This is a genomic window from Burkholderia sp. BCC1047 (genome assembly GCF_902833155.1).
GTDB lineage: Bacteria > Pseudomonadota > Gammaproteobacteria > Burkholderiales > Burkholderiaceae > Burkholderia > Burkholderia sola.
Map to the genome: position 1 here is coordinate 1 of NZ_CADFEH010000039.1, position 14,995 is coordinate 14,995.

The 14,995-nt window shown below is 66.0% G+C and carries 14 protein-coding genes, 1 tRNA gene and 1 pseudogene; 7 read left to right on the plus strand and 9 right to left on the minus strand.

The features are described from left to right. Positions 1–144: 144 nt before the first annotated feature. The 6 genes from sucD to HWX55_RS30065 form a co-directional block, all read right to left on the minus strand. A complete protein-coding gene (gene sucD / locus HWX55_RS30040) occupies positions 145–1,026 on the minus strand; it encodes a succinate--CoA ligase subunit alpha (protein ID WP_006477916.1) in 882 nt (293 codons plus the stop codon). 64 nt (positions 1,027–1,090) lie between these two features. Next, positions 1,091–2,257 carry an ADP-forming succinate--CoA ligase subunit beta gene (sucC, locus tag HWX55_RS30045; protein ID WP_006477915.1) on the minus strand — a complete coding sequence of 389 codons (1,167 nt, stop codon included), beginning with the start codon at positions 2,255–2,257 and terminating at the stop codon, positions 1,091–1,093. A gap of 68 nt (positions 2,258–2,325) precedes the next feature. After that, positions 2,326–2,934 (minus strand): DUF2889 domain-containing protein, encoded by a 609-nt coding sequence (locus HWX55_RS30050; protein ID WP_050014576.1) that lies wholly within the window; start codon positions 2,932–2,934, stop codon positions 2,326–2,328. 146 nt (positions 2,935–3,080) lie between these two features. Then, complete coding sequence (recX, locus tag HWX55_RS30055) at positions 3,081–3,962, minus strand: recombination regulator RecX (protein WP_175978356.1); 882 nt, start codon at positions 3,960–3,962, stop codon at positions 3,081–3,083. Further along, positions 3,962–5,032, minus strand: a complete 1,071-nt coding sequence (recA, locus tag HWX55_RS30060) for a recombinase RecA (RefSeq protein WP_011546125.1) — start codon at positions 5,030–5,032, stop codon at positions 3,962–3,964. Before recA ends, recX begins: the two co-directional genes overlap by 1 nt. Before the next feature lie 49 nt (positions 5,033–5,081). After that, positions 5,082–5,222, minus strand: coding sequence for a hypothetical protein (locus tag HWX55_RS30065; protein WP_160300515.1), 141 nt, complete (start codon positions 5,220–5,222; stop codon positions 5,082–5,084). Between HWX55_RS30065 and HWX55_RS30070 the strand changes: the two genes are divergently transcribed. The 4 genes from HWX55_RS30070 to HWX55_RS30085 all read left to right on the plus strand — a co-directional run bounded on the left by HWX55_RS30070 (position 5,221) and on the right by HWX55_RS30085 (position 9,641). Then, a complete protein-coding gene (locus HWX55_RS30070) occupies positions 5,221–5,949 on the plus strand; it encodes a response regulator transcription factor (protein ID WP_012492427.1) in 729 nt (242 codons plus the stop codon). The genes HWX55_RS30065 and HWX55_RS30070 overlap by 2 nt on opposite strands. 17 nt (positions 5,950–5,966) lie before the next feature. After that, positions 5,967–7,520, plus strand: a complete 1,554-nt coding sequence (locus tag HWX55_RS30075) for a sensor histidine kinase (RefSeq protein WP_175978357.1) — start codon at positions 5,967–5,969, stop codon at positions 7,518–7,520. 227 nt (positions 7,521–7,747) lie between these two features. Further along, positions 7,748–9,406 carry an MFS transporter gene (locus HWX55_RS30080; protein WP_175978358.1) on the plus strand — a complete coding sequence of 553 codons (1,659 nt, stop codon included), beginning with the start codon at positions 7,748–7,750 and terminating at the stop codon, positions 9,404–9,406. A gap of 158 nt (positions 9,407–9,564) precedes the next feature. After that, positions 9,565–9,641, plus strand: a tRNA-Met gene (locus HWX55_RS30085). A gap of 105 nt (positions 9,642–9,746) precedes the next feature. Here HWX55_RS30085 and HWX55_RS30090 read toward each other — a convergent pair. After that, positions 9,747–10,721, minus strand: coding sequence for a LysR family transcriptional regulator (locus HWX55_RS30090; RefSeq protein ID WP_175978359.1), 975 nt, complete (start codon positions 10,719–10,721; stop codon positions 9,747–9,749). A 175-nt stretch (positions 10,722–10,896) separates the two neighbouring features. Continuing rightward, complete coding sequence (locus tag HWX55_RS30095) at positions 10,897–11,871, minus strand: GlxA family transcriptional regulator (RefSeq protein WP_124504598.1); 975 nt, start codon at positions 11,869–11,871, stop codon at positions 10,897–10,899. Positions 11,872–11,987: 116 nt separating this feature from the next. Here HWX55_RS30095 and HWX55_RS30100 point away from each other — a divergent pair, with 116 nt between their 5' ends. Next, positions 11,988–12,671, plus strand: coding sequence for a DJ-1/PfpI family protein (locus HWX55_RS30100; protein ID WP_175978360.1), 684 nt, complete (start codon positions 11,988–11,990; stop codon positions 12,669–12,671). A 59-nt stretch (positions 12,672–12,730) separates the two neighbouring features. Next, the gene (locus HWX55_RS30105; RefSeq protein ID WP_175978361.1) at positions 12,731–13,042 is read left to right on the plus strand and encodes a cupin domain-containing protein; all 312 of its coding nucleotides are present in this window, start codon (positions 12,731–12,733) and stop codon (positions 13,040–13,042) included. Positions 13,043–13,100: 58 nt separating this feature from the next. Here the strand turns inward: HWX55_RS30105 and HWX55_RS30110 are convergent, their stop codons facing one another. Next, complete coding sequence (locus HWX55_RS30110) at positions 13,101–13,385, minus strand: PAAR domain-containing protein (RefSeq protein ID WP_175978362.1); 285 nt, start codon at positions 13,383–13,385, stop codon at positions 13,101–13,103. A gap of 665 nt (positions 13,386–14,050) precedes the next feature. Here HWX55_RS30110 and HWX55_RS30115 point away from each other — a divergent pair. Continuing rightward, a pseudogene (locus HWX55_RS30115) lies at positions 14,051–14,856 on the plus strand (LysR substrate-binding domain-containing protein). Positions 14,857–14,995 lie beyond the last annotated feature (139 nt).

The window sequence follows — 14,995 nt, forward strand, 5'->3', positions numbered from 1 at the left end:
CGATCAGCGATACCGTGTCCATGATGGTCCTCCAGAAGGACAAAATCCTCACTCAGCGTAGTCCACTGAGTGAGGATCGGGCTGACCATCCTATTAACGCCGGCGAAGCCGGCGTTTTCTGCAGGACGAGCCCGATGGAAATACTTACAGCGCCTTCTTCAGCAGACGGCCCATTTCCGACGGGTTGCGCGTGACGGTGATGCCGCACGCTTCCATGATTTCCAGCTTCGCTTCGGCCGTATCCGCACCGCCCGAGATCAGCGCGCCGGCGTGGCCCATGCGCTTGCCCGGAGGCGCCGTGACGCCCGCGATGAAGCCGACGACCGGCTTCTTCATGTTGTCCTTGATCCACTCGGCGGCGTTGGCTTCGTCCGGACCGCCGATTTCGCCGATCATCACGACCGCATCCGTGTCCGGATCGTCGTTGAACATCTTCATCACATCGATGTGCTTCAGACCGTTGATCGGGTCGCCGCCGATACCGACTGCCGACGACTGGCCGAGGCCCAGTGCCGTCAGCTGCGCAACCGCTTCATACGTCAGCGTGCCCGAACGCGACACGACGCCGATGCGGCCCTTGCGGTGGATGTGACCCGGCATGATGCCGATCTTCAGTTCGTCCGGCGTGATCGTGCCCGGGCAGTTCGGCCCGAGCAGCAGCGTCTTGCGGCCTTCGCGACGCATGCGGTCCTTCACTTCGATCATGTCGCGCACGGGAATGCCTTCCGTGATGCAGATCGCGAGATCCAGATCGGCTTCGACCGCTTCCCAGATCGCAGCGGCTGCGCCTGCCGGCGGCACGTAGATGACCGACACGGTCGCGCCGGTTTCCGCCTTCGCTTCCTTGACGCTCGCGTAGATCGGAATGCCTTCGAAATCTTCGCCGGCCTTCTTCGGGTTCACGCCCGCGACGAATGCTTCGCGGCCGTTTGCGTATTCACGGCAGGCGCGCGTATGGAACTGACCGGTTTTGCCGGTAATGCCCTGCGTGATGACCTTCGTGTCCTTGTTGATCAGAATCGACATGTATTTTGACCTCTGTTCGATGGGCGTCGCGTGCAAGCCGCGCCGCCATGCGTATTCGATAGCGTTACTTGCCTGCGGCAGCCGCGACGACCTTCTGCGCAGCCTCTTCCATGCTGTCGGCCGAGATGATCGGCAGGCCCGAATCGGCCAGCATCTTCTTGCCGAGGTCCTCGTTCGTGCCCTTCATGCGCACGACGAGCGGCACGTTCAGGTTCACGGCCTTCGAACCGGCGATCACGCCTTCTGCGATCACGTCGCAGCGCATGATGCCGCCGAAGATGTTCACGAGGATCGCCTTCAGGTCCGGGTTCTTCAGCATCAGCTTGAACGCTTCCGTGACCTTCTCCGTCGTCGCGCCACCGCCGACGTCCAGGAAGTTCGCCGGTTCGCCGCCGAACAGCTTGATGGTGTCCATCGTCGCCATCGCGAGGCCTGCGCCGTTCACGAGGCAGCCGATGTTGCCGTCGAGCGAGATGTACGCGAGATCGAACTTCGACGCTTCGATTTCAGCCGGATCTTCTTCGTCCAGATCGCGGTACGCAACGATTTCCGGGTGACGGAACAGCGCGTTCGAGTCGAAGTTGAACTTCGCGTCGAGTGCGGTGACCTTGCCGTCGCCGGAGACGTTCAGCGGGTTGATTTCAGCCAGCGAAGCGTCGGTTTCCCAGAATGCCTTGTACAGGCCTTGCAGGATCGCGCGCGCTTGCGGAATCGATGCGGCCGGCACGCCGATCTTCGCGGCGAGGTCGTCGGCCTGCGCGTCCAGCAGCCCCGTCGACGGCTCGACGATGACCTTGTGGATCAGTTCCGGGTGCTTTTCGGCGACTTCTTCGATGTCCATGCCGCCTTCGCTCGAACCCATCAGCACGATCTTCTGCGAGATGCGGTCGACGACGAGGCTGACATACAGTTCCTGCTTGATGTCGGCGCCTTCCTCGATCATCAGGCGGTTGACCTTCTGGCCTTCCGGGCCCGTCTGGTGCGTGACGAGCTGCATGCCGAGGATCTGGTTCGCGTATTCGCGCACCTGTTCGATCGACTTCGCCACCTTCACGCCGCCGCCCTTGCCACGGCCACCCGCGTGAATCTGAGCCTTCACGACCCAAACCGGGCCGCCGAGCTCTTCCGCGACCTTGACGGCCTCGTCCACCGAGAACGCCGGCTTGCCGCGCGGTACCGCGACGCCGAATTTCCGCAGGATTTCCTTACCCTGGTACTCGTGAATCTTCATGCGTGATTCCCTTCAGTCTGAGAGTTGGATGAAATGTCGCTTAAGACGCTTCTTCGAATGATTTCCGTTCATTCCTTCGTGCTGCCTTCACCGGGCAGATCCGGCCGAATCGGGCCATACCAGCGCGGGTAGTACTGCCGCACGACCTCGCCATCGAATCGCAGCGCGCGGCAGCGGCCGAGCTGGAAAGGCGGTTCGGCGTGCACGCCGTCATGGTCCGGCCCTTCGCCACCCTCCTCGCGCACGTTCCATACATCACCGGCGAACGCCTGGATCGCGGCCGTCGGCAGCACGGCGCACAGTTCGGTGAGATGGGAACAGCCTGCGACGCCGGCGAGCAGCCGGTTCGCGTTGCGGCGGAAATTGCGGAAGAGGTTGAGCCCGATGAGGGCCCGATAGGCGGGGGAAGCGGATTGACAGTGACCGGGATAGGGCACCCATTCCGAAGACGCTTCGGCGTCGACGACATTGAGGTCACGATCGATGGTCACGCGCAGCCAGAGTTCGTGGATCGGCAGGCCCTGAGGCCGGATGCCCGACGCAAGCGCGACATCGCGCGGCTTGTGGTCGGTCAGGCAGGCTTCGATGTCCCACAAGCCGTCGCCGCGCTCGTAGGCTTCCGCTCGGATTGCGCGTCGATGTCGCAACTGACGGGGCACGGGCTCGGATAGCGGCATGCTGGAGGTTGAGGCCGAAGAGGAAAACCCGTGGATTTTAGCATATTGGGTATTTGAGGCATTCGGCCCCGACGGCGGGTATTCCCGCCTGTCCGGAAGCGGTTGCGATGCAGCAAAATCGCGCGCCACGCGCGCGACCGGGCGGCTCAGTCGTCGATCGGGAAATCGTCGCCGACCTTCAGCAACTTCACGATGGTCGCGCTCGAGAAGCCGCGCGCGGCCAGGAAGCGCGCCTGCTTCGCGCGCTCGGCAGGCGTTTGCGGCAGTGCACCGAATTTCTTGCGCCAAACGGCCTGCGCGCGCGTCCACTCGGTCTCGCGCAATTGGGCATTCACCTCTTCGACGAGACTGTCGCCGACCGCATGGCGCTTCAGTTCGCTGACGATGCGCGCGACGCCGACGCGCGACGCGCGACGATGCACGAGGCTCTCGGCGAAGCGCGCGTCGGACAGCCAGCCTTCCTTTTCGAGCGCATCGAGCACCGGGTCGACGGATTCGTCCTCGCCGACGTAAGGGGTGAGCTTGCGCGCGAGTTCCGCGCGGCTGTATTCGCGCCTCGACAGATAGCCGAGCGCGCGCCCCTTCAACGACCGCGGCGGCTTCGACGACTCGCGTTCGCCAGCGCCCGGGGCGTCGCTTGAAGCAGCGCCACCGGAAGATGCGCCGGATGCGCGGCGTGTGCGGCGCGGATGCTGGCTGCTGCGCGTATAGACATCTTCCGTCGCGGACGCATCGGCTGCGCGATCGCCCGGGGCTCGATCGCCCGGGAAGCGGACACCGGACACCCGGCGGCGGGGGCGATCGTGTGCGTCGAACGATTCGTCGTCGTCGAACGGATCGTCCGGTGCGGCAATCTCAAACGAAACGAGGGCATCGTCGGATGCCCTCGTCGCGGTGCGGTTCGCAGCGTTGCCGTCTGCGTCCCGCCGGCTGGCGCCCGAGGGTGCGGCTCGCCGGCCTGAGCGCCCCGCCGTTTCGGGCGTGTCGTGCTCCTCCGGCTCGCCAGCCTGACCTCGGCGCGCAACCATCACTCTTCTTCGTCCAGCGCCTCGGCTTCGTTGGCTACGCCATCGGGCATGCTGACGACACCGAGCGATTCGCGGATGCGGTTTTCGATCTCGCGCGCGATTTCCGGATTTTCGCGCAGGAATTCACGCGCGTTGTCCTTGCCCTGGCCGATCTTCTCGCCGTTGTAGCTGTACCAAGCGCCGGCCTTGTCGACGATCTTCGCCTGCACGCCGAGATCGATGATCTCGCCCTGGCGGGAAATGCCTTCGCCGTACAGGATGTCGAAGATCGCTTCGCGGAACGGCGGCGATACCTTGTTCTTGACGACCTTCACGCGGGTTTCGTTGCCGATCACCTCGTCGTTCTTCTTGATCGAGCCGATCCGGCGGATGTCGAGACGCACCGACGAGTAGAACTTCAGTGCGTTGCCGCCCGTCGTGGTTTCCGGGTTGCCGAACATCACGCCGATCTTCATCCGGATCTGGTTGATGAAGATCACGAGGCAGTTCGTGCGCTTGATCGTGCCGGTCAGCTTGCGCAGCGCCTGCGACATCAGGCGGGCCTGCAGGCCCGGCAGCGAATCGCCCATCTCGCCTTCGATTTCGGCCTTCGGCACGAGCGCCGCGACCGAGTCGATGACGATCATGTCGATCGAGCCCGAGCGCACCAGCGCATCGGTGATTTCGAGCGCCTGCTCGCCGGTGTCCGGCTGCGAGATCAGCAGCTCCGGCACGTTCACGCCGAGCTTCGACGCGTACTGGACGTCGAGCGCGTGCTCGGCGTCGATGAAGGCTGCCGTGCCGCCGATCTTCTGCAGTTCGGCGATGACCTGCAGCGTGAGCGTGGTTTTACCGGACGATTCCGGACCGTAGATCTCGACCACCCGGCCGCGCGGCAGACCGCCGACGCCCAGCGCGATGTCGAGACCCAGCGACCCCGTGGAGACGACCTGGATATTCTCGGCCGCCTCGCCGTCGCCCATGCGCATGATCGAGCCCTTGCCGAACTGCTTCTCGATTTGCGCGAGCGCGGCCGCCAGCGCCTTGCTCTTCTCGGCGGTCATCCCGGAGCCCTTCTTGCTATCTTCCATGAATCGTCCTTTGCTATGATGAGCAGCGTCTGTTGGAGGCGCGCCCGCATCAAGCGCTGCCCACGAATGCAGACACTGTATAAAAAAACAGTGGTTTATGCAAGCCCGCAATGCGGGTTGCGTTGTACACGAATAACTTCGGAGACAGCCGCGCCGGCGCGAACGCCCTGCCGGCATCGGTCAGCAACATGCGAATTCTCATCGCCGAAGACGACAGCATACTCGCGGACGGACTCACCCGGTCACTCCGCCAATCGGGCTATGCCGTCGATCACGTGAAGAGCGGCATCGACGCCGACACCGCGCTGTCGATGCAGACTTTCGACCTGCTGATCCTCGATCTCGGGCTGCCGAAAATGTCCGGGCTCGACGTGCTCAAGCGCCTGCGCGCGCGCAATTCCAATCTCCCCGTGCTGATCCTGACCGCCGCCGACAGCGTCGACGAACGCGTGAAGGGGCTCGACCTCGGCGCCGACGACTACATGGCCAAGCCGTTCGCGCTCAACGAGCTCGAGGCGCGCGTGCGCGCGCTGACCCGGCGCGGCGCCGGCGGCGGCCCGACGGTCGTGCGCCACGGCTCGCTCGCGTTCGACCAGGTCGGCCGCATCGCGTATGCGAACGATCACGTGCTCGATCTCTCCGCGCGCGAACTCGGCCTGCTCGAGGTGCTGCTGCAGCGGATCGGCCGCCTCGTGTCGAAGGAACAGCTCGTCGATCACCTCTGCGAATGGGGCGAGGAAGTCAGCAACAACGCGATCGAAGTCTACGTGCACCGGCTGCGCAAGAAGATCGAACCAAGCGGCGTGCGGATCTCGACCGTGCGCGGCCTCGGCTATTGCCTCGAGAAGGTCGCGCCCGCGACGCCGGCCGACACGGCGGCGCCCCAGCCCGCGGCCGCCGGCACGCCGCTGCGCTGACGCCGGGCGGCGCCGCGATGGCCACGCCGGCCCATTCCCCTTCCCGCCACCCGACCGGCGCGCCGTCGTCGGCTGCCGACGACGCGCGCGACGCCCGCTACGAGAACCCGTTCGCGCCACCCGACGAAACCGAATCGCCCGACACGCCGCGCCCGCGCTCGCTGTTCGGCGAAATCCTCGACTGGATGCTCGCGCCGCTGCTGCTGCTGTGGCCGATGAGCATCGCCGTCACCTATCTCGTCGCGAAGACGATCGCGAACGGCCCGTTCGACCGCGCGCTCGAGACCAACGCATACGTGCTCGCCCGGCAGATCCATCCGGTCAACGGCGTCGCCGAGCTGACGCTGCCGGAGCAGACGCGCGACTTCCTGCGCGCGGACAACATCGACAGCGTCTACTTCCAGGTGCTCGGCACGCGCGGCGAGCTGGTCGCGGGCGAGGCCGACATGCCGCTGCCGCGCGACGAGGACCGCCCGCCGCCGGGCGTCGTCGTGTTCCGCGACGACCTGCTGCGCGGCAACGACGTGCGCGTCGCGTATACGACCGTCGCGCTGCCGCAGGCGAGCGGCGCGCAGCCCGTGCTCGTGCAGGTCGGCGAGACGCTCGACAAGCGCAACGCGCTCGCGAACGACATCATCAAGGGCGTGATCCTGCCGCAATTCGTGATCCTGCCGCTCGCGATCCTGCTCGTCTGGTTCGGGCTGTCGCGCGGGCTCGCGCCGCTCAACGCGCTGCAGGCGCACATCCGCGCGCGGCGACCCGACGACCTGTCGCCCGTCGAGGCGCAGCGCGCGCCGCCCGAGATCGAACCGCTCGTCACGTCGTTCAACGACCTGCTCGCGCGGCTCGAACAGAACATGGCGCTGCAGAAACGCTTCATCGCCGACGCCGCGCACCAGATGAAGACGCCGCTCGCGGGCCTGCGCACGCAGGCCGAATTCGCGCTGCGCCACCCGGTGCCGCCCGACGTGCAGCGTTCGCTCGAGCAGATCGCGACGAGCTCCGAGCAGGCCGCGCGGCTCGTCACGCAACTGCTGGCGCTCGCGCGTGCCGAAAACCGCGCGAGCGGGCTGACCTTCGAGCCGGTCGAGATCGGCGCGCTCGCACGACGCACGGTGCGCGACTGGGTGCAGGCCGCGCTCGCGAAACGGATGGACCTCGGTTACGAAGGCCCGGACGACGACGCGCCGCTCGACGTCGACGGCAACCCGGTGATGCTGCGCGAGATGCTCGGCAACCTGGTCGACAACGCGATCCGCTATACGCCCGAAGGCGGCCGCATCACGGTGCGCGTGCGGGCCGAGCGCGCGGCGCGGCGTGTGCATCTCGAAGTCGAGGATACGGGCCCCGGCATCCCGGCCGGCGAGCGCGATCGCGTGGTCGAGCGCTTCTACCGGATCCTCGGCCGCGAAGGCGACGGCAGCGGTCTCGGGCTCGCGATCGTGCGCGAGATCGCCACGCAGCACGGCGGCACGCTGACGCTCGACGATCACGTGTACCAGCACGCACCGCGGCTCGCCGGCACGCTCGTGCGCATCAGCCTGCCGCTGGCCGCCCCCGCCCCGGATTAACCCTGACGTGCGCCGCCGCGGCGCGGCGCAAAAACGTCGAAACCGGCGATTTACCAACCGTTCGCGCCGCGATCGGCGCGCGAAGCGGCCGATTCGACGCGGGTTAACGCGCAGTGGTTTTGTACGCGCGAGTCAGTGGGCCGTAAGTTTCCGTGCCAATAATCGTCGACAGGCCCGCCCCTCCCACGGCGGCCGCATATCTATATCAAGGGACTTGGAGACGATTCATGGCAACGTTAGGCGGGCAAATTTCGCACTCGCCGATGACGGGCGAAGAGAAGAAGGTGATCTTCGCGTCGTCGCTCGGCACCGTGTTCGAGTGGTACGACTTTTACCTGGCCGGCTCGCTCGCGGCCTACATCAGCAAGAGCTTCTTCTCCGGCGTCAATCCGACCGCCGCCTTCATCTTCACGCTGCTCGGCTTCGCGGCCGGCTTCGCGGTGCGGCCGTTCGGCGCGATCGTGTTCGGCCGGCTCGGCGACCTCGTCGGCCGCAAGCACACGTTCCTCGTGACGATCGTGATCATGGGCGTCTCGACGTTCGTGGTCGGCTTCCTGCCCGGCTACGCGTCGATCGGCATCGCCGCCCCCGTGATCTTCATTGCGATGCGGCTGTTGCAGGGCCTCGCGCTCGGCGGCGAGTACGGCGGCGCGGCGACCTACGTCGCCGAGCATGCGCCGGCCAACCGGCGCGGCTTCTACACCGCGTGGATCCAGACGACGGCCACGCTCGGCCTGTTCCTGTCGCTGCTCGTGATCCTCGGCGTGCGCACGTTCATCGGCGAGGAAGCGTTCGGCAGCTGGGGCTGGCGCGTGCCGTTCGTCGCGTCGATCCTGCTGCTCGCGGTGTCGGTGTGGATCCGGCTGCAACTGAACGAATCGCCGGTGTTCCTGCGCATCAAGGCGGAAGGCAAGACGTCGAAGGCGCCGCTGACCGAAGCGTTCGGCCAGTGGAAGAACCTGAAGATCGTGATCCTCGCGCTGATCGGCCTGACGGCCGGCCAGGCCGTCGTGTGGTACACGGGCCAGTTCTACGCGCTGTTCTTCCTCACGCAGACGCTGAAGGTCGACGGCGCGAGCGCGAACATCCTGATCGCGATCGCGCTCCTGATCGGCACGCCGTTCTTCCTGTTCTTCGGTTCGCTGTCGGACAAGATCGGCCGCAAGCCGATCATCCTCGCGGGCTGCCTGATCGCGGCGCTGACCTACTTCCCGCTGTTCAAGGCGCTCACGCACTACGCGAACCCGCAGCTCGAACTTGCGACGCAGAAGGCGCCGATCACGGTCATCGCCGATCCGGCCGCCTGCTCGTTCCAGTTCAACCCGGTCGGCACGTCGAAGTTCACGAGTTCGTGCGACATCGCGAAGAGCGCACTTGCCAAGGCCGGCCTGAACTACGAGAACGTCGCGGCGCCGGCCGGTACGCCGGCCCAGATCAAGGTCGGCGACACCGTAATCCAGACCTACGACGGCAAGGCGGCCGACGCGAAGGCGCAGGGCGCGGCATTCGACAAGACGCTCGCGTCGACGCTGAAGGGGGCCGGCTACCCGGCCAAGGCGGACCCGGCGCAACTCAACTGGCCGATGACGATCGTGATCCTGACGATCCTCGTGATCTTCGTGACGATGGTCTACGGGCCGATCGCGGCGATGCTGGTCGAGATGTTCCCGACGCGGATCCGCTACACGTCGATGTCGCTGCCCTATCACATCGGCAACGGCTGGTTCGGCGGCTTCCTGCCGGCGACCGCGTTCGCGATCGTCGCGGCGAAGGGCAACATCTATTCGGGGCTCTGGTATCCGATCGTGATCGCGCTGGCGACGTTCGTGATCGGCCTGCTGTTCGTCAAGGAGACGAAGGACTCGGACATCTACGCGCAGGATTGATGTGGTGCGTGGAGCGGGGACGGCCGGCGGAGATGCGCCTTCCGGTGGCCGGCTCCCGCCCGTGATGGAAGCCGGCACGGGGCGGCGGCAACTTTTTTCGGGGAAGATGGAAAAAGGTATTGACAGCCGGCCGGCCGATCGACATAATTTGGGTCTTCGGCGAATTAGCTCAGTCGGTTAGAGCGACGGAATCATAATCCGCAGGTCCGGGGTTCGAATCCCTGATTCGCCACCAAATGCGAAAAGCCGCTGTTTCGAAAGAAGCAGCGGCTTTTTTCATTGCTTCAGCGCACACGGTGCCGCACGTTGCCCGTCCCTCAGGCCGCGTGCTGCGCCGCGACTACGCCACCACCGCTCCGCGCTTCGCATCCGCCGCCTCGGCCCCCACCTTCCCCCGCCAGTTCTCCCCACCTTCCAGCGCCGGCGTCGACTCGAACACCTCCGCGATCCAGTCCGCAAACACGCGCACCTTCTGCGACAAATGCCGGTTGTGCGGATACACGATGGAAATCGGTTTCGGCTTCGGATTGCTGTCCGGCAGCACTTCGACCAGCGAACCGTCGAGCAGGTGCGGCAGCACCATGAACAGCGTCGGCTGGATCATCCCGAAGCCTTCGAGCCCGCACGTCACGTACGCATCCGAATCGTTGACCGTGACGCTGCCGTTCATCCGCACCTCGAACGGCTTGCCGTCGATCATGAACACCCACGGAATCGGCCGCGCGCCGTGGCTCGAGCGGAAATTCACAGCATGATGCTCGACGAGATCGGCAATCTCGTTCGGCTCGCCGTGACGCGCGAGGTAATCGGGCGACGCGCACGTCACGCGCTTGAGCATCCCGATGCGCCGCGCGACCATCGACGAATCCTCGAGCGGCCCGACCCGGATCATGCAGTCGATGCCCTCCTCGACCGGATCGACATAGCGGTCGGACAGCCCCAGCTCGAGCGTGATGTCCGGATAGCGCTGCCGGAAAATCGACAGCGACGGCAGCACGATGCGCCGCCCGAGCGAACTCGGCATGTGGACGCGCAGCATGCCGCTCGGCTTGCGGTTGCCGGCCTGAAAACTCGCGTCGGCCTCGGCGATCTCCGCGATGATCTTCATGCAATGCTCGTAGTACGCGGCGCCCTCCGGCGTCAGCGACAGCCGGCGCGTCGTCCGGTGCATCAGGCGCACGCCGAGCAGCGCCTCGAGATTCTGGATGATGGTCGTCACCGACGCGCGCGGCATCGCGAGCGTGTCGGCCGCCCGCGTGAAGCTGTTCGCGTCGACCACGCGGGTAAAAACTTCCATTGCCTGGATTCGGTCCATGCCGCTTCCCCTTCGAATCGCCAACGGAACAGAATAGAGCCCGTGGTGGGCGCGGCACAAGCCCCCGCCTATTGTTGTCCAATCCTGAATAGTTTCAGTGCTTCGGGCTCGAAACCGACCGATTTCCGTTCAGTTCCGCGCAGCGCCTGCTCCGGCCCCGCTCGTCCACCGTCCGTCACCGCACGAACCGCTCGCGATATCCCTGCGGCGACACGCCGAGCACGCGCACGAAACTGCGTCGCAGCGTCTCCTCGGACCCGAAGCCGCAACGCCCGGCGATCCGCTTGACGGGCCACGCCGTTTCGCCGAGCAGGCGTTGCGCGGCCTCGACCCGGATCTGCTCGACCGCGCGCGCGGGCGTGCGGCCGGTTTCCGCACGATAGTGGCGCACGAAGCTGCGCTCGCTCATGCTCACGCGCTCGGCGAGCGCGGGCACCGACAGGTCGGCCGTCAAGTGCTCGGCCATCCATGCGTGCAGCTCGCCGAACCGGTCGGCGGTGCGCTGCATCGACAGCATCGTGCTGAACTGCGCCTGTCCGCCCGGACGCTTCAGGAACACGACGAGTTCGCGCGCGACGTCGAGCGCGGTCGCCCGACCGAGATCCTCTTCGACCAGCGCGAGCGCGAGATCGATGCCGGCCGTCACGCCGGCCGACGTCCACAGCGCGCCTTCGCGGATGAAGATCGGGTCCGGTTCGACACGCACGTTCGGGTAGCGCGCCGCGAATTCGTCGCAGCGCGCCCAGTGCGTGACCGCGCGCCGCCCGTCGAGCAGGCCGGCCTCGGCGAGCAGGAACGCGCCGGTGCAGACCGACGCCACGCGCCGCGCGCGCCCGGCCTGCTGCCGCACCCAACTCACCACCCGCGCATCCTTCGACGCCGCATGCACGCCCTTGCCGCCGGCGACGATCAGCGTGTCGGGACGGCGCGCGGCCGCGCGCAGCGACTCGGCCATCACGACGAGGCCCGACGACGTCTCGACGGGCCCGGCTTCGACGGCCACGACGCGCGGCGCATACGGCGCCGGCTGCCCGCGCTCCAGCGCGAGCTCGTTGACGGACGCGAACACCTGCAGCGGCCCCGTCACATCGAGCAGTTGCGCACGGGGAAACGCGAGGACGAGGATCGAACGCGGAGCGGCGGCGGGCATGGCGATTGGCTGAAAACGTGGGTGATATGGCAATTTCGCCAAACACTACGCGCCTAGAATCGATCTGTCCATCCCGTGCCGAACGGCACGCGTTCCCTTCCCGACGGAGTCCTCGCATGACCCTGCATATCGGCCTTCTCGTCTTTCCGGGCGTCCAGCAACTCGACCTCACCGGCCCGCACGACGTGCTCGCGTCGCTGCCCGACGCGGCCGTTCATCTAGTGTGGAAATCGCGCGACGCGGTCGCGTCGAGCAGCGGTCTCGCGCTCGCGCCCACCTGCACGTTCGACGACTGCCCGCCGCTCGACGTGATCTGCATCCCGGGCGGGATCGGCATCAACGAGCTGCTGCTCGATGCCGAAACGATTTCGTTCGTGCAGCAGCGCGCGGCCGCCGCGCGCTACGTGACGTCGGTCTGCACGGGCGCGCTGCTGCTCGGCGTGGCCGGCCTGCTGCGCGGACGGCGCGCGACGACGCACTGGCGGTTCCACTCGCTGCTCGAACCGTTGGGCGCGATACCGGTGCGCGAGCGCGTCGTGCGCGACGGCAACCTGGTCACGGGCGGCGGCGTGACGGCCGGCATCGACTTCGCGCTGACGATCGCCGCGGAGCTGGTCGGCGACGAAGAAGCGCAGGCGATCCAGTTGCAACTCGAATATGCGCCCGCGCCGCCGTTCGATGCCGGCTCGCCCGACACCGCGCCGGCTGCGGTCGTGACGCGCGTCACCGAACGGACGGCCGCCGGCTTCGCGAAGCGCAAGCAGATCGTCGAACAGGCGCTACGCGCAGCGTCACGCTGAATGCGGATGTCGGAAGAATCACGCGAAAGCGGCACACACGCGTGCCGGAGAACACATCGATGAAGATCATCCGGAGTGCCACATTCACGGCGGACCGCGCGTGGGGCGCGCTCGACATCGCGAACCTGAACGGCATCACGGTCCGGCTGCACTGGACCGACCAGCCGTATCGCTGGCACGTGAACGACGGCGAGGAGGTGTTCGCGGTGCTCGATGGCCGCGTCGAGATGCGCTACCGCGACGCAGGCGTCGAGCATGCGACGGTGCTCGAGACGGGCGACGTCTTCCATGCAACGGTCGGCACCGAGCACGTAGCGCATCCGCTCGGCGCCGCGCGCATCCTCGTGATCGAGACCGCAGGCAGCGTCTGACGGCGGGCATCGGTGTCTCGACGCAGCGCGGACGACGAGCGCCTGCGCGCGGCGGGGCTCAGCCCGAGATCGTCCCGGTCGCCTGCGACGGGATCAGTTTCGGCTGCGGCGTGCACAGACACTGGCACAGGTCGTGTTCGAGCGCGACGACCTTGCCCATCACGGTCATCGTGCGCTCGCCGCCGTCCGACACGATCACGCCGGGCGACTTGCACGCCGCGCAGAACACGGACGCGCCGAGATAGGAGAGTTCGCGCCCGTCGAACGACGAATTGGCGATCCCTTCGAGCACGACGCCGCCGTGATCGGTCGTGTCGCCCTTCAGAATGAATTTGCGGCTCATGATGTCGGTTCTTCCCTCGGAAACGCCGCGCAACGCAACCGCGCACGGGCATCGTGAAACCGCCCGTCGGTCGCGGGCGTCCCGCGAGCATATCACCGCTGGCCGCGGCCGCGACACGGGTGCTCGGCGTGGGCCGCCCGCTGCAACACGTGTTCGCCGCGCACGGCCATCCGGCGGCCACGCGCGCTCACGTGCCGCGATGCGCCAAACCCGATTACCTGCGACTACCCGATCCGCCGTTCCGCCGAGGCCGTGCGCCGGCACGAACGCGCGAAGCTGCCAACGCAACAGGGACGTATACGGTTCGGCATCACATCGCATCGATAACGTCCGATTCTTTAACGAAAAAGTAGCCTATATTTTCGTACAATTACTAAATACAAATCCGTCAAAAAGGTTTAATGGCAATCTCAATCAAATCGCCAATTCAACGACCTGAATGCCTCGGAACCCACCATTCTCATACCGCTCGCACACCAGATAAATACGCGATTCCATAATAATAATTCGCGAAAAACGTCCGTTAAAATCCAGCAAACCGATAGATAGAATCAAGTCATCGCTTGCTATTTATCGATAAAAAAATGGACGAACTCCTACCGATGTGACTATTCGTCAAGGTCGCCGAACTTCGCAGTTTCGCGCGCGCGGCCACGGAACTGAACATCTCCAATTCGTCGGCCACCCGCCTCGTGATGAGCATCGAGGATCGGCTCGGCGCACGCCTGCTGAATCGCACCACCCGCAGCCTGTCGCTGACCGACGCGGGCCACCTCTATCTGGCGCAGATACGTCACGTGATCGACGAGATCGACCGGGTCGAGGAAACGATCGCCTCGATGCATCACGAACCGATCGGATCGCTGAAAATCGCCGCGCCGGTCATGTTCGGCATGCACGTGCTCGCGCCGGCCATCGACGCGTTCAAGACGCGCCATCCGGCCATCGTGCCGGAAGTCACGATCGTGGACCGTCACGTCGACCTCGTGTCCGAGGGCTTCGACATCGGGCTGCTGCTGTCGCAGCACATCAGCAACAACACCCTCGTGAAGCGCCCGCTCACGCGCATCAACCGGATAGTCTGCGCGGCGCCGCACTATGTCGGACGGCACGGCGCGCCGGCCCATCCGCACGATCTCGCGTCGCACGCGGGCCTGGCATTCCACGCCGATTTCGCGGGCGAATACCTGTCGTTCGAACACGAACAGACGCGCATCACCGTGCGCCCGAACAAATCCGCATCGTCGAACAACGTCGGGTTGATCCGGAACTGGCGCTGTCCGGCATGGGCATCGCGGTCCTGCCCGATTTCCTCGTCAAGCCGGATCTCGACGACGGCCGGCTGCTCGCGCTGCTGCCCGGCTATCGGCTCGAGGCCCTCGAGATGAATGTCGCGTACCCGACCCGTCGGCATTTTCCGCGCAAGGCACGGCTGTTCGTCGATCACCTGATCGAGCATTTCATCAGTTGAATGAACGGTGAAATCGCGCACCGTTTTTCCACGCCGCGTCGCCGCCGTCCGCTCGACCCGCCCAGGGCCGGCGCACCGCGCCGGCTGGTGCCCCGACCGCCATCGACCCATCGCCCGGCTGGCGCGGGCACGCCTGTTG

What these genes read in the sequence shown, in the direction of transcription:
- sucD (WP_006477916.1), bottom strand. Translation starts at nt 1,026, where the DNA reads ATGTCGATTCTGATCAACAAGGACACGAAGGTCATCACGCAGGGCATT.
- sucC (WP_006477915.1), bottom strand. Translation starts at nt 2,257, where the DNA reads ATGAAGATTCACGAGTACCAGGGTAAGGAAATCCTGCGGAAATTCGGC.
- HWX55_RS30050 (WP_050014576.1), bottom strand. Translation starts at nt 2,934, where the DNA reads ATGCCGCTATCCGAGCCCGTGCCCCGTCAGTTGCGACATCGACGCGCA.
- recX (WP_175978356.1), bottom strand. Translation starts at nt 3,962, where the DNA reads ATGGTTGCGCGCCGAGGTCAGGCTGGCGAGCCGGAGGAGCACGACACG.
- recA (WP_011546125.1), bottom strand. Translation starts at nt 5,032, where the DNA reads ATGGAAGATAGCAAGAAGGGCTCCGGGATGACCGCCGAGAAGAGCAAG.
- HWX55_RS30070 (WP_012492427.1), top strand. Translation starts at nt 5,221, where the DNA reads ATGCGAATTCTCATCGCCGAAGACGACAGCATACTCGCGGACGGACTC.
- HWX55_RS30065 (WP_160300515.1), bottom strand. Translation starts at nt 5,222, where the DNA reads ATGTTGCTGACCGATGCCGGCAGGGCGTTCGCGCCGGCGCGGCTGTCT.
- HWX55_RS30075 (WP_175978357.1), top strand. Translation starts at nt 5,967, where the DNA reads ATGGCCACGCCGGCCCATTCCCCTTCCCGCCACCCGACCGGCGCGCCG.
- HWX55_RS30080 (WP_175978358.1), top strand. Translation starts at nt 7,748, where the DNA reads ATGGCAACGTTAGGCGGGCAAATTTCGCACTCGCCGATGACGGGCGAA.
- HWX55_RS30090 (WP_175978359.1), bottom strand. Translation starts at nt 10,721, where the DNA reads ATGGACCGAATCCAGGCAATGGAAGTTTTTACCCGCGTGGTCGACGCG.
- HWX55_RS30095 (WP_124504598.1), bottom strand. Translation starts at nt 11,871, where the DNA reads ATGCCCGCCGCCGCTCCGCGTTCGATCCTCGTCCTCGCGTTTCCCCGT.
- HWX55_RS30100 (WP_175978360.1), top strand. Translation starts at nt 11,988, where the DNA reads ATGACCCTGCATATCGGCCTTCTCGTCTTTCCGGGCGTCCAGCAACTC.
- HWX55_RS30105 (WP_175978361.1), top strand. Translation starts at nt 12,731, where the DNA reads ATGAAGATCATCCGGAGTGCCACATTCACGGCGGACCGCGCGTGGGGC.
- HWX55_RS30110 (WP_175978362.1), bottom strand. Translation starts at nt 13,385, where the DNA reads ATGAGCCGCAAATTCATTCTGAAGGGCGACACGACCGATCACGGCGGC.